This is a genomic window from Gordonia shandongensis DSM 45094 (genome assembly GCF_000423025.1).
Lineage (GTDB): Bacteria > Actinomycetota > Actinomycetes > Mycobacteriales > Mycobacteriaceae > Gordonia > Gordonia shandongensis.
Window position 1 is genome coordinate 1 of record NZ_KE383969.1, and the last position, 24,501, is coordinate 24,501.

Genomic DNA, 24,501 nt, shown 5'->3' on the forward strand with positions numbered 1-24,501 from the left:
GAGGGCCTCATCGACGAAGCGTTCGGCGGTGCACTGCCGCACCCCGGCCACCACCGCGTAGGAGGCGGCGACCTGGCACAGCGGATCGTAGAGCCGCGTGAACACATCACTGTTCCCGTCCCCGGCGGTGTCGGCGGTGGTGTTGGCATCGGCAGCAGCATTCGCCTCGGCGATCCGGTCACTGGCCAGGTCGTAGATCGCCCGATACCGATGCCACAGGACCAGACCGTGGAAGGAGTCGGCGCGAGCGGCGAAGATCATCATCGCCGCATCATCACGCCCAGCATCATCACACCCAGACCCTTCACCGCCCGCGGTGCTCTCAGCGCCTGCACTGCCCTCGATATGCCTGCCGTCCGCTGCCCGGCCGGCCGCTCCTACGGGCCGCGGGAGCCGGATCACCAACTCCTCATCGGTCACCGACACCGACGGCTCCGCCAACTCACCGGGCCCACGCAACACCGGACCCGGCCCGGGATTGCCCGGTCCGGGCGGAAAGATCATCGTCGCGGTCATGGCGTCCTCCCCGAAACTTCCAATCACGTTGGCCGTGATCTCGAACTCGAACCATCTCGAACTCATGTTCGATGATACTCGCGGGGTCCGACAATCCCGCCTGATCGGCTCACAGTGGGAGGGATCCGTGCGGCTGGATCAGACGCGGGCGCGCTCGTAGAACGCGAGCGCGGCGGCCGTCGCGACGTTCAACGAATCGGTCCCTCGGCTCATCGGGATGCGGGCGCGCACGTCGCAGCGCCGCATCGTGTGTTCGGTGAGACCGGGCCCCTCCGCACCGACCAGGAACGCCACCCGGCCACCGGAGACGGCCCCCGCCAGCGGAACACTGCCCTCCCCCGGCGTCAGTGCGACCGTGGTGAACCCGGCGTCCCGCAGCACGTCCAGATCGCCGGGCCAGTCACGGTACCGGGCGAACGGAACCAGCAGTGCATGTCCCATCGAGACGCGGACACAGCGGCGATAGAGCGGGTCTGCGCACCCCCGACCGAAGATCACGCCGTCCACGCCGAGCCCGGCGGCGTTCCGGAAGACACTGCCGATGTTCTCGTGATCGTTGACGCCCTCCAGAACCGCGATCGTGCTCGCGTCGGCGATCACATCGGCCACGGCGAGTTCGTCGGGACGTCGCGCCGCCGCCAGCACACCCCGGTTGAGGTGGAATCCGATCACCTCGGCCATCACGTCGGCGCTCGCACGGTAGAACGGCACACCCGCCAGCGAGGGATCGCGGAGGTCGTCGACGAGTTCGGCCATCCGTCGGTCGACGCCGAAGAACGCGTGCGGAGCGAACCGCGAGACGATCATCCGCCGGGCCACCAGTACACCCTCGGCGATCACGAGCCCCTTGCCGATCCGTCCGCCGGGCAGCGCCGGTACGTCGGGACGCCTGTCGACGGAGTTCAGATCGCGGAAGTCGTCGACCCGCGGATCGGCGGGATCGGTGATGTCGATGACGTCCACAGCGAGCGGACCTGTCGGGGTCTCGGTGTTCTCCACGGGTCAACGTTGCCACACCCGTCCCGCAGCCGGAGGGCCTGCGGGGCCCGCGGTGAGCTTTGGCACACTGGAACGGGTGAGCACCCCGACGCCCGACCCCGATTCACTGATCCTCGAGCGCGCGCTGCCAACCGATTGGCCCGACATCTTCGCCATCGACGCGCGAGCGTTCGCGCTGCCCAAACCCCTTCCCGCGGACGAGATGCTCGAGTTCCGCGGCCGAGTCGGCGAGGATGCGACCGTCGTCATCCGCGATACCGGCTCCGACGACCAGATCGTCGCGTTCTCGCTGTACTTCGACATCCCGATCACCGTTCCCGGCGGCGCTGTGACGCCGACCGCCGGACTGTCGTGGGTGTCGGTGGCCGCCACGCATCGACGACGCGGCATGCTTCGGCGCATGCTCACCCAGCAGTACGCCGACTGGCAGGCCGGCGGTTTTCCACTGGCGACGCTCACCGCCTCGGAGGGCACCATTTACGAGCGTTTCGGGTTCGGTCCGGCGACGTTCGCGCACCGTGTGCGGATCACACCGTCGGATGCGGCGCTGCGCACGCCCGCACCGACCGACTCGCGCGTCCGGTACGGAGCCGGGGAACAGATCGCCCGCCACATCCCGGAGGTCCACGCCCGTTGGGCCGCGGCCCGCAACGGCGCCCTCACCCGCCCAGACAGTTGGTGGCCGTCGATCCTCGCGGACCGCAGTTTCCGGCGGAACTCGCAGACGACCGACGTGTTCTACCTTCTGCACGACGACGGGTACGCCGCGTACCGCGTGGATGCGCGCGACAAGACCGCCATCGTCGACGACATGATCGCGGTGACCGATCAGGCGCACACCGACCTGTGGCGGGTGTTGACGAGCCTCGACCTGATCACCGCCGTCAGCGCGGACCTGCCGGTCGACGATCCGCTGCCCCTCAAGTTGGTCGACGCTCGCGCGATCGACGTGCAGAGCCGCCCGGACACGCTGTGGGTGTCGATCCTCGACGTCGCCGACGCCCTGTCGCGGCGGACGTACGCGACCGACGGCGCCCTCGTCTTCGAGGTGTCCGACGACTTCGGCGACCGCGCGGGACGGTACCGGCTGACGGTGTCCGGCGGACGCGGCGAGGTCGCGACCACCGATGAGGCCGCCGACGTGCGCATCGACATCGCCACCCTCTCGAGTCTCTACCTGGGTGGCATTCCGGTCCGTCAGATGCACGCAGCCGGCCGGTTCGACGCCGACGACGACGCCGTCGAGGAGTTCGCGGCGATGTTCGCCGTCCCGCAGGCGCCGTTCTCCGGCACGTTCTTCTGACGGTCTTGTAGCGGTCAGCCCACGAGGTGGGCGATCGGTCCGCGTGCGAAGTAGAGGATGAACAGGGCCGCGACCACCCACAGCAGCAGGTGGGTCTGTCGCCATCTGCCGCGCGCCACCGCCAGGACGACCCAGCTGATGAAGCCGACGCCGATGCCGTTGGCGATCGAGTAGGTGAACGGCATCGCGACGATCGTCAGGAACGCGGGCAGGGCCAGCTCGAACCTGCTGAAGTCGATCTCCCGCACCTGCGCCATCATCAGGGCACCGACGATGACCAGTGCGGGTGCCACGGCCTCCATCGGGACCACCTTGTACAGCGGTGTGAAGAACATCGCAGCGAGGAACAGCGTGCCGGTGACGACGTTGGCCAATCCGGTGCGGGCGCCTTCGGCGATACCGGACGACGATTCGACGAACACGGTGTTGGACGATGACGATGCCGCGCCGCCGACCACGGCGCCGACGCCCTCGACGGCGAGCGCCTTGCCGATGCCGGGCAGATTGCCCTTCGAGTCGGTGAGACCGGCCTCCTTGCCGAGTCCGGTCATGGTGCCCATGGCGTCGAAGAAGTTCGAGAGGACGAGGCTGAAGACGAAGACACAGGCGATGAGGACTCCGACGTGTTCGAAGGCGCCGGTGAAGGCGCCGAACAGGTCGACGTCGCCCACGAGGGACAGGTCGGGGACGCCGACGCCGCCTTCGGGGAGGGTGGGCACGTTCATCGCCCAGCCGCCCTCGTCGCCGGATTCGAGGTCGAGGAACGCCTCCACGATGATCGAGACGATCGTCATCACGACGATGCCGAGCAGCAGGCCGCCCGGTACTCGGCGCACGACGAGCACCCCCATCAGCAGGACGCCGACGGCGAACAGGAGCGTCGGGACGGTGGCGACCGATCCGTCGATACCCAACTGCACGGGCGGCCCGTGGGGCGAGCCGTGTGTCACGAAGCCGGCGTTGGCGAGGCCGACGAGGGCGATGAACGCCCCGATGCCGGCGGCGATGGCGGCTTTGAGTTCATTCGGGACCGCGTTGAACACGGCGGTGCGGACCCCGGTGATGCCGAGGATCACGATGATGATGCCGTCGATGACGACCAGACCCATCGCGGCGGGCCAGCTCATCTGGGGTGCGATGGTGACGGCGAGCAGGCTGTTGATGCCCAGTCCGGCGGCGAACGCGAACGGGAAGTTGGCGACCAGACCGAACAGCAGTGACATGACGCCGGCGACGAGCGCGGTGACGGCGGTGACCTGGTTGGGGTCGAGGGCGTGCCCGAAGGCGTCGACATTGGTGCCGGGGTCGTCGCCGGTGGCCGCGGTGCCGCCGATGATGATCGGGTTCAACACGACGATGTAGGCCATCGCGAAGAAGGTGACCAGGCCGCCCCGCATCTCGCGGACGACGGTGGAGCCGCGCTCGCTGATCTTGAAGTACCGGTCGACGGCGGCGAGCCGTCCGGTCGGCGTGCGACGCTCCGCGCCGGATGCTGGTGACTCGTCGTCGACGGGGTCGGTCATCGCGTTCCTTCTCACTGTCGCATCGTGGGACGGGAATTATTGTGACCCGACACCGTGTCGGTCCGCGCGGCACCCCGGGAAAGTACCCTGAGGCGCATGCCCGACGAGACTGCGATCCCGCCCCTGCACGCGCGTCTGCGCGCACCCGAACCGGTCATCGTCGTCGGCATGCTCGCGTGGCTCGTCGCCACGCTCGTGGTGTGGCTCGGCGGCGTCGGCCCCGACCGCGCCCTGGCCGTCTGCCTGGTGGGTTTGGGTGTCGGAGTCCTGGGTACGGGGGTCGTCCTGATCCAGCAGGCGGCCGTGCGACGCGGTTCGCGCGGCGCTCAGGACGGACTGGACTGAGCCCGTCGGCGCGCCGAGGCCGCGGCGAGCCGGCGTTTGCGCAGTTGAGCGTGTCCGATGAGGCCGATCGTCAACCAGATGAGGCCGAAGACCCACCCGAACAGGATGTCGGAGGTCCAGTGCACGCCGAGGTAGACGCGGCTCACCCCGATCGCGGCCAGCAGGACCGGCAGCCACAGCAGCCACAGTGCGCGGGCCCGCACGCTCGGGTAGAGGCGGTAGAGGATGACCGCCGACAGCAGGTACACGATGGTGCTGAGGGTCGCGTGGCCCGACGGGAACGAGGCTCCGCCCACGTCGATCAGCCGATCTTCGACCGGCGGTCTGGGCCGCGAGAAGATCACCTTGAGAATCCACATCAGGAGGTAGCCGGAGACCGCGGCGCCCACGATCGATGCGGCGAAGTCGATGCGGTTGGCGATCCACGCGAGGACCGCGACGCCGATCACCACCAGCGCGAGCGTCAGGGTGTCGCCGAGGACCGTCACCATGTGCAGGACCCAGGTCAGCGGCTCGTGCCGGTTGTCGACCACCCAGTCGGTGATCTGCTCATCGAATGAGAACGGCTGCACACGTCAACCGTACCCGGCGCGGTCGGCTCACCGCCGCGACAGATGAACGACACCGGCGTCGTCGACCCACATCGGCACGCGCTTCTCCCCTGCGTCGTTCTCCCCTGCGTCCTTCTCCCCTGCGTTCTCACCGGTGACGACGGTGACGACGAGGTCGTCGTGCACACGGACGTCGGCGGCGGGCGGCAGCCCCCGCGCGGCGAGGAGCGCGACCGCCTCGGGCGAATCCGGTCCCACAGCGTCGCCGCCGGGGTCGGGGATCGCGGTGAGCCGATCGGAGACCGTGTCGACGTCGAGGAGGTCGGCGAGCATGCGTGCCGCCGCCGCGTCGACGGGCAGACCGGCGAGCACGCAGCGGCCGGCGGGGATCACGTCGATCCACCAGGGTGCGTCGACGACCAACGGATCGTCGGTGACGGTTCCGGCGAGGGTGCGCGCACCGTCGGGCGGATCGACGTCCTCGAGCCGGTAGCGGCCCTCGCGCAGCGAGGCGAGGAGCGCGGCGTGCGCCCGGAGTGCGGCGCCGGGCGCCACGTCCCGGTCGGGGTCGCCGAGCGCGGCCAGCCACGCACCGGCCTCATCGGCGTCCTCCGGGGCCTGCGCCGCCAGCAGTCCGCGGGCGGCCTCGGGCACCGTGACCGCGTCGAACAGTCCGCCGTACCGGTGGTCGTCGGGGTCGCGGAGCAGCCGGAGCGGGACGTCGTCGATCCGCGCGTACCGGCGCAGCCACCAGCGGGTGTATCCGTCGGCGAGCAGTGGTGCGGTGTCCGGGTCACCCGCCAGCAGGTCCAGTGCCGCGGGCCAGCGGTTCGGGTCGACGAGATCGAGGTCGCGGACCGCGGCGAGCGTCTCGGGCGGCGGCTCCTGCTCGTCCCACCACGACTCCTCGTCGGCCAGGTCGTGGTCGGGTGCCACGGGCGCCGGGTCGCGGAGCACGCCGAACCCCCAGCCGACGCCGAGCCGTCGGACCGCGTCCGCACCGTAGGCGTCGACCACGCGCTGCGAGACCACACCGAACGGCGCATCGGCCACCAGCACGTCGACGAGCGGGCTTCCCGGCAACAGCAGTTCGTCGGCCGACCGCGTGTCACCGTCGTCGCACGGCAGGTCGAGGGCCCCGAGCGCGGTGGGCGCCGGACCGGCGTCCGGCAGCGCGAGCAGCCGCAGGACGACGTCGGTGACCTCCTCGAGGAACTCCGGATCCGCATCGGGGTCGTCGACGACGGCTTCGAGGGCGGGATGCTCGAGCGCGGCGGCCGGCGAGATCCGCTCCACCCCCAGTCGCTCGAGCAGCGGGTCGTAGGCGGCCGGCGCCACGGTCGGCACCCACGCGGGGGCCGGCGCGTCCGCGACGGCGTCCAGACCGTCGATGAGGAACAGTCCGCGGCACCCGACGTGCATGCGGCCGTCGGCCCGCGGGACCGGGATCGCGGACAGTTCCTGCACGTCACGAGCATCCGGGGCCAGTTCGGCGAGTGCCGCGTACAGCTCCGCCCACCACCGCGGCTCACGCCCCTGCACTCCGGTCAGGAGATCGGCGACATCGGCGAGACCGAGTTCGCGGGCCCCCAGTCCCACGAGGGCCGACGCGGTGACCCGGTCGCACACCGCCGGTGCGGCCAGCGGCTCCAGGACGTCGCGCAGCAGCGTGGCGGCGGCGTCGGAGAGCCCCGGCAGCACCCATGCGCGCGACGGCCGGAGGGCCTCCCCCGACGCCGAGGGCACCCATCGAGCTTCGGCGAGAGCGTCACGGACGGCGGACCGCAGCGCCGCATCGACGCGTCCGGCACCGAGGGCGGGCGGCGGCAGGACCGTGCTCTTCTGATCGTCCGGGACCAGCGCCACGAGCTCGGGGTAGCCGGCCGCGGCGGCGGCGATGTCGGCGTCCGGGTGCAGCTCGCGGCGGTCGGGTGTCAACGGCAGATCGGTGACGACGCGCGCCGGGAGGGTCAGCTCCACGTCGGTGGCGGTCGGGCTGCGCAGGACCCCGCCCGCTTCGGGCACCACGCGTCCGTCGACCAGCCGCACCAGCCACCGCGTTCCGCCCGACCGCGCGGTCAGCCACGTCTGCAGCGGCACCCCGTCGCGCTCCACGATCGTCTCGTCGGCGCCGTCCCGGCGACTGAACGTCACCCCGTCGACCTCCACCCGGTCGACGGCCTCCAGTTCGAGCAGCAGATCGGGAGCCTGGGCCGCAGCCGCGGCGACCAGGCCGGCCGCCCGGTCGGCGTCGTCGACCTGCACGATCACCTCGGTGACGAAGCCCGGCGTCGGCCGCTCCGGCGACGGCCACGCCAGCCGCTGCACGGGGACCGCCTCGGGGGTCCGGGGCAGCACCTCCGCGATCGCGGCGCGGCTGCGGTCGGCGTCGAACTGCACCGAACCGGTCGTCGAGGCGATCACCACGCGCGGTGCGAACGCCGTCGCCCGGAATCCGAGCCCGAACCGGCCGACGGTCCGACCGACCCCGCCCGGCGTCTTCGGCGAGACGCGCAGCGCGGTGAGCGATCGGACGCCGTCGGCCGTCAGCGGCGCACCGGTGTTGGCGACGTGGACGGCCGTGTCCCGCGCCCAGATCGCGACGCGACCGGTCTCCCCGGCCGCCGCTGCCGCGTCCGCGGCGTTGGCGACGAGTTCGGTGAACAGGCGGTCGCGGTAGCCGATCTCGATGAGTTCGGCCTCCGCCGCGGCGTCCTCGGCGAGCCGGGTCGGCACACTCCGCCAACCCTCGAGGACCGCCCGGCGCAGCGCATCGGTACCGAACGGGTCTGGGCCGACGGGATCTGGGTCGACGGGATCTGGGCCGGGTGAGTCAGGCACCGACGCGGTGGTCAGTCGGCGGACGAGGCGTCGGCGGGGGTCGGCTCCGGATGCGGTACCACCTCGACGGCCCCGTCGTCATAGGCGTCGTACGCCGGGGACCCCGCCCCGGTGGCCTCGCGGACATCGGAGTGGGCGCCGCAGCCGAACTCCACCGAGACCACGCGACCGTCGACGGCGTACTCGTTGGCGCACACCCCGAACGCACCGTGCAGAGCACCGGCGATCGGAAGGTAGAAACCGCAGGTCCCGCACGCGTGCTTGGCCTGGCGCGCCATCGTCGACGACGGACCGTGGTCGCCGTCGTACCACCGCTGTGCGGCGTCGGCGCGGCCGTCGAACGACAGCAGCCGGGAACGACCCAGACCGATCTCGGCAGCCACCTGACCCACCTGGTCGCGGTCCACCGGGTCGACGTCGAGCGTGTCGATCTGCGCCGGAACGAGCCGGGGGTCGTCCGCCGGGGCGGCCAGCAGATCACCGGGCCCGAGGTCGCCGGCCTCCACGCGGCGGTTCCACGGGACCCACTGCGGAGCCAGGAGCGCACCGTCGCCGGGGAGCAGCACCGTCTCGCTGATGGTCACCTCGGACGATTCCGGGGTGCCGGCGACGACCACGCACCACTGCCAGCCCCGATATCCCGGGACCTCGGCGGCGAAATAGTGTGCGGCGGCGTACGGGCCCTCGGCGGTCGCACCCAGGTGCGCACCGGGACGCTCACCGTCTGCGACCAGCGCTTCCCGCGCGAAGTCGACGGCCTCCACCAATGCCTCGGCGTCGATAGCAACACTCACGCCTCCAGTTTGCCGCACCCGACCGACCGAATGCACGTCAGGGACCCCGAATGCACGTCGGTGACCCCGATGCACGTCACAGTCCCCGACTCGCCCCGCCTTGTCGCCGTTCTGTCCGCGCGATAGGGAACAATCGGAGATGTGAAGAACCGTCAGCCCGGTGACGACCGCTCGCGCGCCCGGGGTCCCCAGCAGCCGTCGCGTCCGCCGCGTCGGCCCGCTCCGCACCCCGGACAGGCCAACTACCCCGCCGACCAGCGGCGTCGTACGCCCACGCGTCCGTTCGAGCCCGGTGCCGATCGTCCGGCCAGCGACGGCTATCTCCCGCCGCGGACACGCAATCCGCACCTGCCGCCCCTCGGCGAGGACGCGGTCGGCAACGCCGACGATCCGACGTCCCGCCTCCGGTCGGGACGTCGCGGCCGCGACGAGTACGTGCCGCCGGAGAAGGTGACGGTGATGCGCGTCATGGCGCGCAGGTCGAAGTACTTCACCCGGCGGGGGGTGACGATGGTGCACCGGGCCGCCACCGCCGACGGTGCGGACCGCTCCGGACTCACCGCGCTGACCATCCCGGTGATCGCGAACAACACCGTCGACGCCGCGATGGCCGTCGCGCTGGCGAACACCCTGTTCTTCGCCGCGGCGACCGCCGACTCGAAGGCGAACGTCGCCCTCTACCTGGCGTTGACGATCGCACCGTTCGCGCTCATCGCCCCGCTGATCGGCCCGCTGCTCGACAAACTGCAGAACGGCCGCCGACTGGCGATGGCGGCCACCTTCGCCCTGCGCGCCGTCCTCGGTCTGCTCATCATCATGAACTCGCACTGGGACGCCGACGCCGGACAGTTGGAGTACTCGCCGTACGTCCTGTACCCGTGCGCCCTCGGGCTGATGGTCCTGTCGAAATCGTTCGGCGTCCTCAAATCGGCGGTCGCCCCGCGCGTGCTGCCGCCGTCGATCGACCTCGTCCGCGTCAACTCGCGACTGACGACCTTCGGCCTCATCGCGGGCACCATCGTCGGCGGCGGCATCGCTGGCGCTCTGGAGATGCTGCTGGGCAAGGCGCTGCCCTTCCACTTCCCGGGTGCGTTGGTGTTCCTCGTCGCCGTCGCCGGGGTCGGCGCCTTCTTCTGCATGAAGATCCCGTCGTGGGTGGAGGTCACCGAGGGCGAGGTCCCGACCACCATCACCTATCGCGGCACCCCGGCGACCGAGGCGGCGGCGGGCGCCGACGGCCGGAGTCTGCCGAAACGGCTGGCCGCCAAGATCCGCCAGCCCATGGGTCGCTCGGTGGTGACCGGCCTGTGGGGCAACGGCACCATCCGCATCCTCACCGGATTCCTCACGCTGTACGCGGCGTTCTACGCCAAGGCCCAGACGGGTCCGAGCGCCGGATGGGGGCAGCTGTTGCTCCTCGGTGCGGTCGGCGCCGCAGCGGGTGTCGGCAACGCGATCGGCAACGGTGTCGGCACCCGCATCGAGTTGAAGAACCCCACGCGGATCGTCGTCGGGGCCACCATCACGACCTTCGTCGGCTGCGTCCTGGCCGCACTGTTCGATCAGCTGCTGTTCGTGGCGCTCGCGGCGTTCATCGGCTCGGCGACCAGCGCGATCGCGAAGGTCTGCATGGATTCGAGCATCCAGGACGACCTCCCCGACGAGTCGCGGGCATCGGCGTTCGGCATCTCCGAGACCGTGCTGCAACTGTGCTGGGTGTTCGGGGCGGCGCTCGGTGTGCTGCTCCCGACCACCCTGTGGATCGGTTTCACGGTGGTCTCGGTTCTCGTCGGGATCGGCACGGTCCAGACGGTGCTCACCAGCCGCGGCGCTACGCTGGTGCCCGGCTTCGGCGGTCGGCGCCCCGACCATGCGGCGCCGACGATGCCGATCGAGGTGCCCGCCCATCTTCGGGCGCCCCGCGCCTAGCGGAACCGACGGCGGGAGACTCGCCTCGGCGTTCGCGCCGATCACGACGGAAGGAACGGATTCGTGCTGCAACCGGGTGACAAGAAGGCCCTCGGCGTTCTCGGGGCGGTGGTGGCGGCGTCCCTGGCGATCATCGTCGGTGCCACGGCGTTCCTGGTCACCGGTGCCGAGAAGCCGTTGCCGAAGGTCTCCGTCCAGGCCGGCGATCACCTGACCCGCGTGGAGCCCGGATTCTGGTGCAGTGTGACGATGGACTCGTGCCACGGCCGCGACGACCAGGGCAAGATCAAGCTGCGGATCTACCAGCACCCGGTGGCCGTGGGCGAGCAGGTGAGCGTCAGCGTCCCCATCGAGGTGTCGGACGGCCCGTGGTTCCTGACGGCGGAGTTCGCGACGCCGCGGGGCGTGCAGCGCGAGGTCTGGTACCACTCGCCGGACACCGCGTTCACCCAGCTCCTCGACAGCGAGCCGGACCGCGTGCTGCTGGGCATCGACATCTCACCGATCTCGGCGGTCTACATCGAGGCGACCCCGACGAGCCCCGACGGGGACTTCCTGCCCCGCGGCAACTTCGCCGTCAACACGTCGCCCGACGGTTACAAGGTCACGAATACGACGCCGCTGCCCGACGTCCGCCGGTGACGCGGCCGGTCAGCGGTCGAGTTCGCGGGTGACGCCGCGAACGACCTCCGAGATCCGCTGTGCGGTCTTGCGATCGGGGTAGCGTCCGTTGCGCAGTCCCGGCTGCACCTTGCCCTCCAGCAGGGTGATCAGGTCGGCGATCAGACCGTGGAGTTCGTCGGGCGAGAGTCGCTTGGCATCGCGGTCGCGACGCGCCGCCTCGCGGCTGTTGCGGGCCACGCTCGGCGCGGGCTCGAGCACGGTCACCTTGAGGGCCTGGGGGCCGCGTCGTCCGGCCGCCATGTCGAATTCGACGCGTTGCCCCACCTTGAGGTCGTCCACACCGTCGGGCAGCGCCGACGCGCGGACGTAGACGTCCTCGCCGTCGGTCTGCGAGAGGAATCCGAAGCCCTTCGCGGAGTCGTACCACTTCACCCGGCCGGTCGGCACAGTGCTCACCCTCAACTGTTTCGGTCTGCCACAGACAAAAGCGCCTGAGCCCGATGGCAGTCCGAGCAGAGGCGCACTGCATCCGATTCTACCGCCGGCGCTACCGTGGACGCCATGCAGACCCAGAAGTCCTCACGCCTGTTGGGCGTGGCGGTCGTCATGTTCGGCGTCGGCATGATCGCCGGCATCGCCTTGCTGTTCCCCGCCGTCCGCGAGAGCGGCACCGTCCCCGTCACGGTCATGTATGTGCTGGCGATGTGCGCGCCGCTCGGACTGTTCCTGGGGCTGGTGTTCGCCCTGCTGTCGGGACGGCGGAGCCGGTGACGCCGGCGAGGCGGCTGCATCCGGCCACCGACGAGTCGGTGCTCAAGCGGGCCTTCAGCTGCTTTCCGTCGGGGGTGGTCGCGGTCTGCCGGATCGCCGACGACGGCCGGACCCCCATCGGGATGTCGGCGAGCGCGTTCACCACGGTCTCCCTCGACCCGCCGCTGGTCTCGGTCTGCGTGCGGAACGGGTCATCCACGTGGCCGACTCTGCAAAGCCCGACGGCGTCGCTCGGGGTCAGCGTGTTCGCGTCGCATCAGGGCGAGATCTGCCGCCGGATGGCCGGCCCTCCCGACGGTCGTTTCGAGGGGGTCCATCCGATCGTCGGCGAGTCGGGTGCGGTGTTCGTTCCGGGGGCGAGCGCGCATCTGCAGTGTTCGGTGTTCGACGAGGTCCCGGCGGGTGACCACGTCGTGGTCCTGCTGCGCATCGAGGCGTTGCGCAGCGACCCCGCCGTGGAGCCCCTGGTGTTCCATGCGAGCTCGTTCCGAGCGCTGGAGGCCCGTCGTGCGGGCGTCTGATCCGGGTCTGCGGTGCGCCGATTCCGTGTCACAGCTCTCAGTTTCGAAGTGATCTTGATCACATAACAATGCCGTAACGAACCGGACATGAGACGGGCATCAACCGCGTGAACAGCGGGGACGCCGATTCATCCGTTCAACCACCCCTACTGGCCGTTAACTTAACGCTTTCGGCAACGCGTGAATCGCACGCGACCAGGCCGTAGTGTTCTCGGTGGCCGCCACCCCGGTGGCCACACGACAGCAGCTTCGCCGGTCGCGCCCAACCTCGCTTCCGCCGGCGGAACAACCGCTAATGCAGTTCAGGAGCGAGGACGGGGGACCCACCATCCCCTCGGGGAAACCGGCCGACCGCCACCCGCGGACGGCCTCGGGGTTAAGTCCCCGCCCGACGACACACCCAGTGGCGTCGAGCAGTACCGGGCACCTCTCGCCCGAACCCGACAGCTCACCTCGTAGGCGCGTGGAGAGAGGAAGACACCACCATGACCGGACGTCACGCAAAGCCGACGACCAGCACCAAGACTTTCGCCAAGATCGCACTGACCTCCGCCATCATGGGCGGTGGCGCTGCGGGCCTCATGGGCACCGGCCACGCCGATGCCGCCACCGATTCCGAGTGGGATCAGGTCGCACAGTGCGAGTCGGGCGGTAACTGGTCGATCAACACCGGCAACGGATACCAGGGCGGACTGCAGTTCAGCCCGAGCACCTGGGCCGCCCACGGCGGCACCAAGTACGCACCGAGCGCCGACCAGGCGACTCGCGACCAGCAGATCGCCATCGGCGAGCGCGTGCTGGCCAACCAGGGCAAGGGCGCATGGCCCACCTGCGGCGGACCGCTCTCGAGCGCCACCCCGCGCACCGCGCCGAAGACCAAGGCGAACCCGCTGACCCCGAAGACCAAGGAAGCTCCGTCCACCAACGGCAGCATCGGGTCGAGCGATGACGCGAAGTCGACCGCCGAGGCCATCGACCAGGTCGACGACGCCGTCAAGGCCTCGAACCTCAGCCCCGAGGTCCGCGACGCCTGGGCCGCAGCCAAGAGCTCCGGCTTCCAGCTCAACCCGGACCAGCTGAAGCTCTACAACCAGAACAAGGGCCTGATCAACCTCCCCTGATCATCCCGACCGCGTTCTGACAAACGAGAAAGCCCCCGCCGCGGCGGGGGCTTTCTCGTTTGCGGACCCTGCTCGTTTGCGGACCCTGCTCGTCTGCGGACCCTGCTCGTCTGCGGACCCGGGCCGGTCTCAGCGCACGACGACGCTCCCGAGCATCACTCGGGAGCGTTCGATCCGGAGTCGAGAATCGATCAGCGGTTCACGACGGTCTTCGCATGCACGAACGGCAGGTGCTCCGCCGGCATCGGGAACTGCGTGTCGCCGAAGGGCGAGAGCGCACCCGCGATGTGAGCGACCAGCTCGGTCACGGCGTGATCGTCGCCGTGGTCCTCGGGCCAGCCGTTGTCTACGTATCCACTCTTCTTAGCCACGGCCTCATTGTGCCATGCCCGACGCGCGGTCGGTAATGTTGGGCGAATGAGTCCGGACCTGCCGCTACGAGGGCTGGCCGAAGATCTCGCACAACGGTCCGACGATGATCTGATCAGGCTGCTGATCGCCCGGCCCGACCTCGCGTCGCCACCGCCGCGCGGCACCGGTGTGCTCGCCCAGCGCGCACTGTCGGCGGCATCCCTCTCCCTGGCCGGGGACGATCTGGAACTGCTCACGATCGCCGTCCTGGAAGCCTTCCTCGACACCGCCGACGAGATCGGCGAGCGCAAGGAGCTCCTGGGGCCGGTGTCCCGCGCCGACATCGTCGAGCGACTGGGCCGGCGCGCACGCCGCGCCGACGTCGACGAACGCCTCGACCTGCTCGTCGCCCGCGGCCTGCTGTGGGGTACGGGCCCCCGGACCCGCGGCCGGTACGGGGCGTGGATCGGCGGCGGCCACCTCGCGGCCGCGCTCCCCTGGCGTGCACGCCACCTGCTGGGACCGGTCGCCCGATCGACCCCCGACGAGATCACCGACGAGATCGCGGCCCTCGACGAGCGTCCCCGCGAACTCCTCGCCACCCTCGCCGCCGGATCGCCGTTGGGCCGTAGCCGCGACGCCGCGCCCGGCGCCGATCCGAGCGCCCCCGTGCCCGTGCTCCTCGCCTCCGGTCTGCTCGCCCGCGTCGACGAGCAGACCGTGGAGCTGCCCCCGCAGGTCGGCCAGGTCCTCCGCGGCGAACCGCCGCTGCTCACCGCGGTCCTGACGCCGCCGCCGCTCACCGACAGTCCGGGACGGTTCGACGCCGACGCCGTCGACGCCGCGGGCGCCGGGGAGGCGTTGGAACTGCTGCGGCACGCCGACGACCTCATCGACGCGCTCGGTGCGGCGCCCGCCGCCGTCCTGCGCTCCGGCGGCGTCGGGATCCGCGAACTGCGCCGGCTGGCGAAGACCACGACGCTGAGCGTCGCCCGCGTGGGGCTGCTCGTGGAACTGCTCACCCGGCAGCGACTGCTCGACGCCGGCTTTCTCGAGTCCGCCGACACCGACTCCTACGGTGACGACGTCTTCGCGCCCACCACCGCCGTCGACGCGTGGGCGCACCAACCGGCTGCGCACCGCTGGCTCGGCATGGCCCGCGCCTGGCTCGACCTGCCGCGACGACCGTGGCAGATCGGCCAGACCGATCAGGAGGGCACCGTCCTCGGGGCCCTGTCGTCCGGTCTGTACGACGCCGGTGCCGCCACGTCGCGGCGCGCGATCCTCGAACCGCTCGCCGACGTTCCGCCCGCCCATCCGGTCGCCGTGGACGATCTCGTCGCGCACCTGGGCCGCAGGCATCCGCGCCAGCTCCGCCGCCTCACCCGACACGTGGTCGCCGAGACGATCCGCGAGGCCACCGAGCTGGGCGTCGTGGCACACGGTTCCCTGACCGCCGCCGGCCGCGCCGTCCTGACGGCCCGACCCGACGACGACGCCGCGGAGGCGTCGGCCGCCATGGCGCGAGCGCTGCCCGACCCGATCGACCACTTCCTGGTCCAGGCCGACCTCACGGTGATGGTCCCCGGCCCGTTGGAGCCGGCCACGGCCGACCGGCTCCGCGCCCTGGCCGACCTCGAGTCGGGTGGGGCGGCCTCGGTGTACCGGATCACCGAGGACAGCATCCGCCGCGCACTCGACACCGGTCGCACCGGAGCCGAGGTGACGGCCTTCCTCGCCGAACACTCGCGCACCGGCGTCCCGCAGGCGCTGGAGTACCTCGTCGACGACGTCGCTCGCCGGCACGGCAGCCTCCGGGTCGGCGTGGCGTCGTCGTTCGTACGGTGCGATGACGCGGCCACCCTCGCGGAGGTGCTGCGCGGCAGCGTCGCCGGCGACCTCGCACTGCGGGCCCTCGCACCGACGGTCGCCGTCTCGCCCGCACCCCTGCGCGACGTCGTCGACCGGCTCCGCGCCGCCGGTTTCGCGCCTGCGGGCGAGGACTCCGCCGGCGCCCTCATCGACCTGCGTAGCCGCGGTGCACGACTCTCCACGCGCCCCGGCGCCGCCGCGCCCGGACCCCGTCGCAGCCGGCTCTCCCCGGGGCAGGCGCAGGCCGTCGTCGGACGCATGCGGACCGCCGACCGCGCCGCCGGACCGGTGACGACCACGGCGTCGACCACGGCATCGACCACCGGCTCGGGAGAGAGTGTGACAGCGCTCATCCAGCTCGCCCTGACCACGGGGCGGCGCCTGCGGATCGGCTACGTCGACGCGCAGGGCGCCGCCGGCCGCCACGTCGTCCGCGCGACCGCGCTGAGCGCCGGACAGCTCGTCGCCGACGAGGAGGGCGGCGAGGAGGGCCTCCGGTTCGCCGTTCACCGCATCACCCGCGTCGAGGTGCTCTGACGCGGGTGGCCCCGACACCGGGGAACCTGGACAATGGTCGAGTGACTGACGGACCGCTCATCGTTCAATCGGACAAGACCCTCCTGCTGGAGGTCGACCACCCCGGCGCCGCCGCGGCGCGCGCGGCCATCGCGCCGTTCGCCGAACTCGAACGGGCGCCCGAGCACGTCCACACCTACCGCGTCACCCCGCTGGCACTGTGGAATGCGCGGGCCGCCGGCCACGACGCCGAGCAGGTCGTCGACGCACTGGTGACCCACTCGCGGTTCCCGGTCCCGCAGCCGCTGCTCGTCGACATCGTCGACACGATGGGCCGGTTCGGGCGCCTGCAACTGGTCAAGAGTCCCGCGCACGGGCTCACCCTGGTGAGCCTCGACCGCGCCGTCCTCGAGGAGATCCTCCGGCACAAGAAGGCCTCGCCGATGCTCGGGTCCCGCATCGACGACGACACCGTCGTCGTCCACCCGTCCGAGCGCGGCCGCCTCAAGCAGGTGCTGCTCAAGGTCGGCTGGCCGGCCGAAGATCTGGCGGGATACGTCGACGGCGAGGCCCACCCCATCGAGTTGGAGCAGACCGACTGGCACCTGCGCGACTATCAGGAGCTGGCCGCCGACTCGTTCTGGGCCGGCGGTTCGGGCGTCGTCGTGCTGCCGTGCGGCGCAGGCAAGACGATGGTGGGCGCCGCGGCGATGGCCAAGGCCCGCGCCACCACGCTGATCCTGGTGACGAACACCGTCGCCGGTCGGCAGTGGAAGCGCGAGCTGATGGCCCGCACCTCGCTCACCGAGGACGAGATCGGCGAGTACTCGGGTGAACGCAAGGAGATCCGCCCCGTCACCATCGCCACCTATCAGGTGATGACGCGTCGATCGAAGGGCGAGTACAAGAACCTCGACGTCTTCGACTCGCGCGACTGGGGGCTGATCATCTACGACGAGGTGCATCTGCTGCCCGCTCCGGTGTTCCGGATGACGGCCGACCTGCAGTCTCGGCGTCGGCTCGGACTGACGGCCACCCTCGTCCGCGAGGACGGCCGCGAAGGCGATGTCTTCAGCCTGATCGGACCCAAACGGTACGACGCACCGTGGAAGGACATCGAGGCGCAGGGCTGGATCGCGCCCGCAGAGTGCGTGGAGGTCCGGGTGACGATGACCGATGAGGAACGGCTGCAGTACGCGACCGCCGAGTCGGAGGAGAAATACAAGCTCTGCTCTACCGCGCGGTCGAAGGTGCGGGTGGTCCGCTCGATCATCGACCGGCACCGCGGCTCTCAGACACTGGTGATCGGCGCCTACATCGACCAGCTCGAGGAGCTGGGTCGCGAACTCGACTGTCCGGTCATCCAGGGGTCCACGCGGAACGCCGAGCGCGAGAAGCTGTTCGACGCCTTCCGGCGCGGTGACATCCAGACGCTCGTCGTCTCGAAGGTCGCGAACTTCTCCATCGATCTGCCCGAGGCGTCGGTCGCGGTCCAGGTGTCGGGCACGTTCGGGTCACGCCAGGAGGAGGCGCAGCGTCTCGGACGGCTGCTGCGTCCGAAGGCCGACGGCGGGCAGGCGCACTTCTACTCGGTGGTCTCGCGCGACAGCCTCGACGCCGATTACGCGGCGCACCGCCAGCGGTTCCTCGCCGAGCAGGGGTACGCGTACCGGATCGTCGACGCCGGCGACATCGTCCTTCCGTAGCGTTACGTCCCGGACGCCTCGCGGGGCGTCCGGTCGGGCGACGGGAGGCGCTCCAGTCGGGCGACCGCCTCGTCGAGCACCTCGTCGCGTTTGCAGAAGGCGAAGCGGACCAGGTGCCGCCAGCCGTCCTGATCGTCGACGAAGGCGCTGACGGGCACGGCGGCCACGCCCGTCACCGCCGGCAGGTCGCGGCAGAACTGTGCGCCGTCGTCGTATCCGAGGGGCCGCGGATCAGCGCAGACGAAGTAGCCGGCCTCGCTGCGGTGGACGTCGAAACCCGTCTCGCGCAACGCCGTCGAGAGCAGCGTGCGTTTGCGTTCGAGATCCGCCGCCGTCTGCCGGACCCAGTCGCGTTCGGTGCGCAGCGCGTGGGCCACTGCCGGCTGGAAGGGGCCGCTGCCCACATACGAGAGGTACTGTTTGGCAGCGCGGGCCGCCGCGACCAGGTGCGGAGGCCCGCTGAGCCAGCCGACCTTCCACCCGGTGCAGCTGAACGTCTTGGCGGCACTCGAGATCCGAACGGTCCGTTCGGCCATCCCCGGCAGGGTCGCGATGGGAACGTGCACGCGACCGTCGAACATCAGGTGCTCGTACACCTCGTCGCTGATGACGATCGCGTCGTGCTCGACGGCGAGCCGGGCGATCTCGGCCAGGTCGTCGCGGCTCAACACGGTTCCGGTGGGATTGTGCGGCGAGTTCACCAGCACCGCGGAGGTGCGCGGACCGAACGCGGCGGCGAGCGCCTCGCGGTCGAGGACGAAACCGTCGCCGTCGCCGACCAGCGGCACCGTCCGCCGCACCCCGCCGGCCAGCGCGACGGTGGCCGCGTAGGAGTCGTAGTACGGCTCGATCATCACCACCTCGTCGCCGGGCTCCACGGTCCCGAGGATCGCGCCGGCGATCGCCTCGGTGGCGCCGACGGTCACCAGCACCTGGTCGTCGGGCCGGTAGTCGAGCCCGTAGTCGAGACGCTGCTGTTCGCTGATCGCCTCCCGCAGTTCGGGGATCCCGGCCCCGGGCGGGTACTGGTTGCGGCCGCCGGTGATCGCGTCGACCGCTGCCGCGAGCATCGACGCCGGCCCGTCGGTGTCGGGAAAGCCCTGGCCGAGGTTCACCGCATCGTGCTCCACCGCGAGCGCCGACATCTCGGCGAAGATCGTTGACGTGAAGGGCGCCATCCGTGCGACGAGACTCATGGCACCAGCGTGTCACACGAACCCGTACTAGTACATGTGTTCGAATTGGCGTAGGGTCGGGATCATGACCGCGGGAGTGCAGGCATCGCTGTTCGACGAGACGGACGCCTGCCGTACCGACCAGTCGACCGACGTCGGGACCATCGGTGTCGGGGCGGTCGGTGTCGGGGCCATCGGGGTCGGGGCGGTGCGCCACGATCTCCCCGACGGCGCCTGGGTCGATGTGCGCCCCGGGTGGATCCGCGGCTCCCTCGATCTGTTCGACGCCCTGTCCGCCGACGTCCCGTGGCGCGGGGAACGTCGTCGGATGTACGACACGATCCTCGAGGTCCCGCGTCTGGTCGCCCGCTACGACGAGCGCGCGGCCCTGCCCCACCCGATCCTCGCCGAGGCCCGTTCGACACTGTGCGACCACTACCGAGCAGAGTTGCCCGAGGGGTTCGCGACTGCCGGACTGTGCCTGTACCGCGACGGTGCCGACAGCGTCGCCTGGCACGGCGACCGCATCGGCCGCGGCCGGACCGACGACACGCTGATCGCGATCCTGTCGCTGGGCTCACCGCGCTCGCTGCTCCTGCGTCCCCGCGGCGGCGGCCCGTCTCGCCGCTTCGTTCTGGGTTCCGGCGATCTGCTCGTCATGGGCGGCAGCTGTCAGCGAACGTGGGATCACTGTGTACCGAAGACCACCGGGGCCGGACCGCGGATCAGCGTGCAGTTCCGACCGTCGGGAGTCATGTGACTCCCGCACGATTCCCGCTCAGAGTTCGTACCGCACTCCGGTGAGGTCTTCGGACGCCTGCCACAGGCGGTCCCGCTGCACCTGATCGTCGACGCGCCCGCGGTAGGACGCCGGCGCGGGGGCACCGCGCATCACCAGCCGCGGCCCCCAGTACGAGCCGGTCGGGACGTCCATCGTGGCCGCGTACAGCGGCGGGAGCGCACCGTCGGCCGCGGACTGCCCGATCCGGAGCAGTTCGCCGGCGCGGGCCACCAGATCGAAGGGCGTCTCCGAGTGCCCCATCAGTCCGGTCGCCGCGTATCCGGGATGCGCGGCCGTCGAGCGGACCGTCGACCCGGCCGCGGTCAGCCGACGGGCCAGCTCCCGCGCGAACATGAGGTTGGCGAGCTTCGAGTCGCCGTACGCCTCCCAGCGGTTGTAGCGCCGACGCTGCCAGCCGAGGTCGTCGGCGTGCACCCGCCCGAGATTATGGGCCAGCGACGACAGGGCCACCACGCGGTCGGCGATCCGCGGCAGTAGCAGCCCGGTGAGCGCGAAGTGCCCGAGATGGTTGGTGCCCATCTGCATCTCGAAACCGTCCGCGGTGCGCCGGAACGGCAGCGCCATCACCCCGGCGTTGTTGATGAGGACGTCCACCGGGCCGATCTGGTCGGCGCACTCGCGGATCGACGACAGATCGGCGAGGTCGAGGTGCACGACGGTCGCCGTCGGACCGATCTCCTCGGCCACCGGCGCCGCCGTGGCGAGATTGCGGCACGCCAGCGTCACATGCGCTCCGGCGGCCGCGAGGGCCCGCGCCATCTGCGCTCCCAATCCGCCGTTGGCCCCGGTGATGACGAATCGCCGTCCCGACTGGTCCGGCATGTCCTCGGCACTCCACCCGCGCATCATCACTGCTCCTTGGCGCCCTGCCGCGTCTTGTCTCGCGGTCTCGCGAACTTCACGAGTTCCGACAGCACACTACCCAGCGACGGCGGCTGCGAGGGCATGATCAGGTCGCGCGGAGCGTACACGTCGGTCGGATCGGGTCGTCCGCGCAGGACGATCCTGTCGACCCGGCGCCAGCGGCCCGCCTCGTCGTCCGCGGCGGCGGCCGCATCGATGGCCGCTCCGCTCGCCAGCACCGGCGACTGCCCCTCCTTGGCACGATCGGAGAGTCGGGCGCACTCGTTCACCGGATCGCCGATGACCGTGTACTCGTAGCGTGTGCGGGCGCCGATGTTGCCTGCGAAGACCGGGCCGTACGAGACCCCCATCCCCCACTCGAGGGGAAGCTTCTCACCGAGAGACTCGCCGAGTTCGCGCGCAGCGCGCAGCGCCGCCCGGGCCGGGTCGGCCAACGCCGCGGGCGCCCCGAAGACGATGAGCGCCGCATCGCCCTCGAATTTGTTGATCATCCCGCCGTGCTCCTCCACGACGTCGGCGACGATGGAGAAGAACGCGTTGAGCACCACGGCCGTCTCCCGCGGATCGCGCCGTGCGGCGAACGAGGTCGAGCCGGTGATGTCGACGAAGAGGACGGCCACCTCGGTGTTGGAGCCGACGAGCTCACCGCCGGTGCGCTCCCCGCCGCCTTCGAGGGCCCGCTCGGCGACGCCGACCCCGACGTGGCGGGAGAAGATCTCTCGCATCCGCTCCCGTTCGGCCAATCCGTCGAGCATCGAGTTGACGCCGTTCTGCAGGACGCCGATCTCCGAGGCGTCGTACACCGCGACCCGATGGGTGAAGTCGCCGTCGGCCGTGGCTTCGACGACCTCGGTGAGTTCGGTGAGCGGGTCGCGGATCGTGCGGCCGACCAGTCCGACGACGCGGCCGCTCGACGCCAGCGCGATGATGGCCAGGAAGGCGATCGGCCAGTCGAACCGTCCGCTCGACGGCGGCACCAGCTCCAGGGCTCGACCCGCGACGATCGTCACCATCCCGACCATCGGCACCGCCGACGACACCACCCAGATGACGATCATTCGCTCGCGGACACCGTGGACGACCAGCCGCATCGAGCGCCCGCCGAGCGCCATCACCATCAGCGGGCGGGCGGCACTCTCGATGAACACGTACGACAGGCACGACGAGGTGACCGCGCCGAGGGCGAAGGCGACGAGCACCGCGATGAGGAATCGGGCGTCGGCGTTCGCGACGAGGATGTAGGCGACATACGCCACCAGCCACCCGATCAGGTCGGCGAAGGCCAGGCGCATCGGCAGGACTTGGATCTGGCGGCGCCGCGTGTCGTCCGCCGGCCGGCCCGCCGAGAACCACTCCAGGTGGGGACGCATGATCAGCAGTGAGACGATGACGCTGACGAGAACGCCGACGGCGGTCGAGACGAGGATCGCGAGCATCCCGGGGTCGCCGCCACCCGCCCGGAACGTCAGGTCGCCGCCGCTGAAGGCCAGCAGAACCGCGACGAACGTCTCCACGGAGATGAGCACCTTGGCGCCTGCGATGATCGCGCCGCCGATCAGCACGGCTCGACCGGCGATGCGCCGCCGGAGCGGCGGATCCATCTCCTGCCAGTCGCTCGCGAGTCGTTCGCGGCCACCGTCGACGAGTCGTCCGCCGAAGTAGGCGACCTTCAGCCGACCGTCGATCCAGCGTGCCAATCGGTGGAGCTCGGTGCGATGCCGGTCGCGCAATGCCAGACACCTCCCGGCCTCGTCGGAGAATCCCACTGAGGTTACCGAAAACTCGTGGGGTCCGGGGACCGGGAGGTGTCTGGCGGCGCGGGGGCCCGTCGGATCAGGCGTCGGCCTTGAGCGCCTCGATGTCGAGGGTGATGGTGATCTTGTCGCCGACCACGGTGCCGCCGGTCTCCAGCGGCGCGTCGAAGTCGACTCCGAAGTCCTTGCGGTTGATCACGGTCGTGGCCTCGAAGCCGGCGACGGGACCGTGTCCCATTCCCGGGTTGACGCCGTTGAACTCCATGGTCAGCGACACCGGCTTGGTGACGCCCCGGAGGGTGAAGTCGCCGGTGAGCACGTAGTCGTCGCCGTCGGCCTCGACGGAGGTCGCGGTGAACGACGCGGTGGGGTGGTTCTCCGCGTCGAAGAAGTCGGCGGACCGGATGTGCTCGTCACGCTGCGCGTTGCGGGTGTCGATGGTGGTGACGTCGATCTCGGCGGCCACCGACGGCGTGCCGTCCTCGGCGATGGTGATGGCGCCGGTGAAACCGTTGAAGGTGCCTCGCACCTTCGAGACCATCAGGTGTCGCACGGTGAAGCCGATGCTCGAGTGGACCGGGTCGATGGTCCAGGTGCCGGGGGTCAGGTCGGTCGGGGTGAGGGTCGCTGCAGTGGTCACTGTGTGCTCCTTCGCGTTGGTTGCGTCGTGGGTCTGTCGGCTCTGTGGTCCGTCCACCCGAGAATAACCGGACCGCGGTCCGTTTGCATCCCGATTGTGGTCGGACTCACACGACAGCAGGGGACCCCGCCCGTCGGCGGGGTCCCCTGCTGTGTGCGTCGCGATCAGTCCTGACTGCGGTGCCGCGGCGTCCGAACGCGGTACGACGGCTGGACGCGCTCGCGGGCACGGGCCTCGTCGGACTGCCCGCCGACGAACCCGTCCCCCGGATGCTCCCCGGTCTCGGCCTCCACCCACTGGTGCCGGCCGCTGTACTCCGACCCCGCGTACTCCGATCCCGTGTACTCCGGCGGTGTGTACTGCTGCGCGGAGAATCCCGTCGGGGCGGTTCCGCCCGATGCACCGTCGTGTCGCACGGTGCTCACCTCGTCCTCCTCGTCGATGAACCGCTCCACCGGCTTCTCGACGACACGGCGGACGAACACCGGCTTCTCGACCACGACGATCTGCTCGACGGGCTTCTCGACGACCTTCTCCACCTGCACGTAGACCGGCTTCTCGACGATCTTCTCCACCACGTGCTCCACGGGCTTCTCGACGATGCGTTCGGCGACGTGGTCGAAGGTCTTCTCGATCACCTTCTCCACGAGGACCGGCGTCTCGACGTGCTTGTCGAACTCGCGAAGCACCTCCTTCTCGATCACCTTCTCGACGATCTCGGGGCGTTCGACGATCTTCTCCACGACATGTTCGACGTCCTTGTCGACGATCTTCTCGACGACGTTGGGCTTCTCGACCACGCGCTCCACGACACGGTCCACCGGGGTCTCGACGACCTTCTCGACGATGTTCGGCTTCTCGACGATGCGTTCCACGACACGGTCGACGGGCCGTTCGACCACCTTGTCGATGACGTTGGGGACCTCGACGGTCCGCTCGACGACGTGGTCGACGGGCTTCTCGACGACCTTCTCGACGATGTT

General features: G+C 70.5%; 21 protein-coding genes, 2 pseudogenes and 1 riboswitch. Of the genes and pseudogenes, 10 read left to right on the forward strand and 13 right to left on the reverse strand.

Annotated elements, in window-relative coordinates; genetic code table 11:
- Positions 1-582: pseudogene (locus G528_RS18540) on the reverse strand (hypothetical protein); the annotation flags it as partial.
- Between the two features lie 72 nt (positions 583-654).
- Positions 655-1,515 (reverse strand): TrmH family RNA methyltransferase, encoded by an 861-nt coding sequence (locus G528_RS0114505; RefSeq protein WP_026919584.1) that lies wholly within the window; start codon positions 1,513-1,515, stop codon positions 655-657.
- Between the two features lie 76 nt (positions 1,516-1,591).
- On the opposite strand from G528_RS0114505, the gene G528_RS0114510 reads away from it, so the two are divergent.
- Entirely contained in the window at positions 1,592-2,818 is a 1,227-nt protein-coding gene (locus G528_RS0114510) for a GNAT family N-acetyltransferase (protein WP_026919585.1), read from the forward strand.
- Positions 2,819-2,832: 14 nt separating this feature from the next.
- On the opposite strand, the gene G528_RS0114515 is transcribed toward G528_RS0114510, so the two are convergent.
- A complete protein-coding gene (locus G528_RS0114515) occupies positions 2,833-4,341 on the reverse strand; it encodes an NCS2 family permease (protein WP_026919586.1) in 1,509 nt (502 codons plus the stop codon).
- Positions 4,342-4,437: 96 nt separating this feature from the next.
- On the opposite strand from G528_RS0114515, the gene G528_RS0114520 reads away from it, so the two are divergent.
- The gene (locus tag G528_RS0114520) at positions 4,438-4,686 is read left to right on the forward strand and encodes a DUF2530 domain-containing protein (protein WP_026919587.1); all 249 of its coding nucleotides are present in this window, start codon (positions 4,438-4,440) and stop codon (positions 4,684-4,686) included.
- On the opposite strand, the gene G528_RS0114525 is transcribed toward G528_RS0114520, so the two are convergent.
- Genes G528_RS0114525 through G528_RS0114535 form a run of 3 tightly spaced genes read right to left on the reverse strand, consistent with a single transcriptional unit; the run spans position 4,668 to position 8,872 of the window.
- Complete coding sequence (locus tag G528_RS0114525; protein ID WP_026919588.1) at positions 4,668-5,258, reverse strand: phosphatase PAP2 family protein; 591 nt, start codon at positions 5,256-5,258, stop codon at positions 4,668-4,670. The genes G528_RS0114520 and G528_RS0114525 overlap by 19 nt on opposite strands.
- Positions 5,259-5,285: 27 nt before the next feature.
- Positions 5,286-8,078 (reverse strand): sacsin N-terminal ATP-binding-like domain-containing protein, encoded by a 2,793-nt coding sequence (locus tag G528_RS0114530; protein ID WP_026919589.1) that lies wholly within the window; start codon positions 8,076-8,078, stop codon positions 5,286-5,288.
- An 11-nt stretch (positions 8,079-8,089) separates the two neighbouring features.
- Positions 8,090-8,872: a DUF3027 domain-containing protein gene (locus tag G528_RS0114535; protein ID WP_026919590.1), complete on the reverse strand. Its 783-nt coding sequence runs from the start codon at positions 8,870-8,872 to the stop codon at positions 8,090-8,092.
- Positions 8,873-9,013: 141 nt separating this feature from the next.
- On the opposite strand from G528_RS0114535, the gene G528_RS0114540 reads away from it, so the two are divergent.
- Positions 9,014-10,801 (forward strand): MFS transporter, encoded by a 1,788-nt coding sequence (locus G528_RS0114540; RefSeq protein ID WP_035720239.1) that lies wholly within the window; start codon positions 9,014-9,016, stop codon positions 10,799-10,801.
- Between the two features lie 63 nt (positions 10,802-10,864).
- The gene (locus G528_RS0114545) at positions 10,865-11,443 is read left to right on the forward strand and encodes a DUF2771 family protein (protein ID WP_035720240.1); all 579 of its coding nucleotides are present in this window, start codon (positions 10,865-10,867) and stop codon (positions 11,441-11,443) included.
- 9 nt (positions 11,444-11,452) lie between these two features.
- Here G528_RS0114545 and G528_RS0114550 read toward each other — a convergent pair whose 3' ends face one another.
- Entirely contained in the window at positions 11,453-11,872 is a 420-nt protein-coding gene (locus tag G528_RS0114550; protein WP_026919593.1) for a cold-shock protein, read from the reverse strand.
- A 114-nt stretch (positions 11,873-11,986) separates the two neighbouring features.
- On the opposite strand from G528_RS0114550, the gene G528_RS18545 reads away from it, so the two are divergent.
- From G528_RS18545 to G528_RS0114565, 3 genes are all read left to right on the forward strand, one after another.
- Positions 11,987-12,196, forward strand: a complete 210-nt coding sequence (locus G528_RS18545) for a hypothetical protein (RefSeq protein ID WP_026919594.1) — start codon at positions 11,987-11,989, stop codon at positions 12,194-12,196.
- Positions 12,193-12,717 carry a flavin reductase family protein gene (locus G528_RS18550; RefSeq protein WP_026919595.1) on the forward strand — a complete coding sequence of 175 codons (525 nt, stop codon included), beginning with the start codon at positions 12,193-12,195 and terminating at the stop codon, positions 12,715-12,717. The genes G528_RS18545 and G528_RS18550 overlap by 4 nt, the downstream gene beginning before the upstream one ends.
- Before the next feature lie 280 nt (positions 12,718-12,997).
- A riboswitch (cyclic di-AMP (ydaO/yuaA leader) is annotated at positions 12,998-13,195 on the forward strand.
- 7 nt (positions 13,196-13,202) lie between these two features.
- Entirely contained in the window at positions 13,203-13,838 is a 636-nt protein-coding gene (locus tag G528_RS0114565) for a transglycosylase family protein (protein WP_026919596.1), read from the forward strand.
- Positions 13,839-14,029: 191 nt separating this feature from the next.
- Here the strand turns inward: G528_RS0114565 and G528_RS0114570 are convergent, their stop codons facing one another.
- Positions 14,030-14,209, reverse strand: a complete 180-nt coding sequence (locus G528_RS0114570) for a hypothetical protein (RefSeq protein WP_026919597.1) — start codon at positions 14,207-14,209, stop codon at positions 14,030-14,032.
- A gap of 46 nt (positions 14,210-14,255) precedes the next feature.
- Between G528_RS0114570 and G528_RS0114575 the strand changes: the two genes are divergently transcribed.
- Positions 14,256-16,598 carry a helicase-associated domain-containing protein gene (locus G528_RS0114575; RefSeq protein WP_026919598.1) on the forward strand — a complete coding sequence of 781 codons (2,343 nt, stop codon included), beginning with the start codon at positions 14,256-14,258 and terminating at the stop codon, positions 16,596-16,598.
- 41 nt (positions 16,599-16,639) lie between these two features.
- Complete coding sequence (locus G528_RS0114580; protein WP_026919599.1) at positions 16,640-18,283, forward strand: DNA repair helicase XPB; 1,644 nt, start codon at positions 16,640-16,642, stop codon at positions 18,281-18,283.
- Between the two features lie 2 nt (positions 18,284-18,285).
- Here the strand turns inward: G528_RS0114580 and G528_RS17750 are convergent, their stop codons facing one another.
- Complete coding sequence (locus G528_RS17750; RefSeq protein ID WP_051198867.1) at positions 18,286-19,479, reverse strand: pyridoxal phosphate-dependent aminotransferase; 1,194 nt, start codon at positions 19,477-19,479, stop codon at positions 18,286-18,288.
- 64 nt (positions 19,480-19,543) lie between these two features.
- On the opposite strand from G528_RS17750, the gene G528_RS0114590 reads away from it, so the two are divergent.
- Positions 19,544-20,218 carry an alpha-ketoglutarate-dependent dioxygenase AlkB gene (locus G528_RS0114590; protein WP_026919600.1) on the forward strand — a complete coding sequence of 225 codons (675 nt, stop codon included), beginning with the start codon at positions 19,544-19,546 and terminating at the stop codon, positions 20,216-20,218.
- A gap of 18 nt (positions 20,219-20,236) precedes the next feature.
- Here G528_RS0114590 and G528_RS0114595 read toward each other — a convergent pair whose 3' ends face one another.
- From G528_RS0114595 to G528_RS17755, 4 genes and pseudogenes are all read right to left on the reverse strand, one after another.
- Positions 20,237-21,106 carry an oxidoreductase gene (locus G528_RS0114595; protein WP_026919601.1) on the reverse strand — a complete coding sequence of 290 codons (870 nt, stop codon included), beginning with the start codon at positions 21,104-21,106 and terminating at the stop codon, positions 20,237-20,239.
- A 2-nt stretch (positions 21,107-21,108) separates the two neighbouring features.
- A complete protein-coding gene (locus G528_RS0114600) occupies positions 21,109-22,890 on the reverse strand; it encodes an adenylate/guanylate cyclase domain-containing protein (RefSeq protein ID WP_245569793.1) in 1,782 nt (593 codons plus the stop codon).
- A 67-nt stretch (positions 22,891-22,957) separates the two neighbouring features.
- Positions 22,958-23,518 (reverse strand): YceI family protein, encoded by a 561-nt coding sequence (locus tag G528_RS0114605; RefSeq protein ID WP_026919603.1) that lies wholly within the window; start codon positions 23,516-23,518, stop codon positions 22,958-22,960.
- A gap of 164 nt (positions 23,519-23,682) precedes the next feature.
- Positions 23,683-24,501, reverse strand: a pseudogene (locus G528_RS17755) (hypothetical protein); the annotation flags it as partial.

Excerpts from the sequence above, each read along its gene's own strand:
- G528_RS0114515 (WP_026919586.1), bottom strand. The coding sequence starts at position 4,341 with ATGACCGACCCCGTCGACGACGAGTCACCAGCATCCGGCGCGGAGCGT.
- G528_RS17750 (WP_051198867.1), bottom strand. The coding sequence starts at position 19,479 with ATGAGTCTCGTCGCACGGATGGCGCCCTTCACGTCAACGATCTTCGCC.
- G528_RS0114520 (WP_026919587.1), top strand. The coding sequence starts at position 4,438 with ATGCCCGACGAGACTGCGATCCCGCCCCTGCACGCGCGTCTGCGCGCA.
- G528_RS0114575 (WP_026919598.1), top strand. The coding sequence starts at position 14,256 with ATGAGTCCGGACCTGCCGCTACGAGGGCTGGCCGAAGATCTCGCACAA.
- G528_RS0114595 (WP_026919601.1), bottom strand. The coding sequence starts at position 21,106 with ATGCGCGGGTGGAGTGCCGAGGACATGCCGGACCAGTCGGGACGGCGA.
- G528_RS0114565 (WP_026919596.1), top strand. The coding sequence starts at position 13,203 with ATGACCGGACGTCACGCAAAGCCGACGACCAGCACCAAGACTTTCGCC.
- G528_RS0114590 (WP_026919600.1), top strand. The coding sequence starts at position 19,544 with ATGACCGCGGGAGTGCAGGCATCGCTGTTCGACGAGACGGACGCCTGC.
- G528_RS18545 (WP_026919594.1), top strand. The coding sequence starts at position 11,987 with ATGCAGACCCAGAAGTCCTCACGCCTGTTGGGCGTGGCGGTCGTCATG.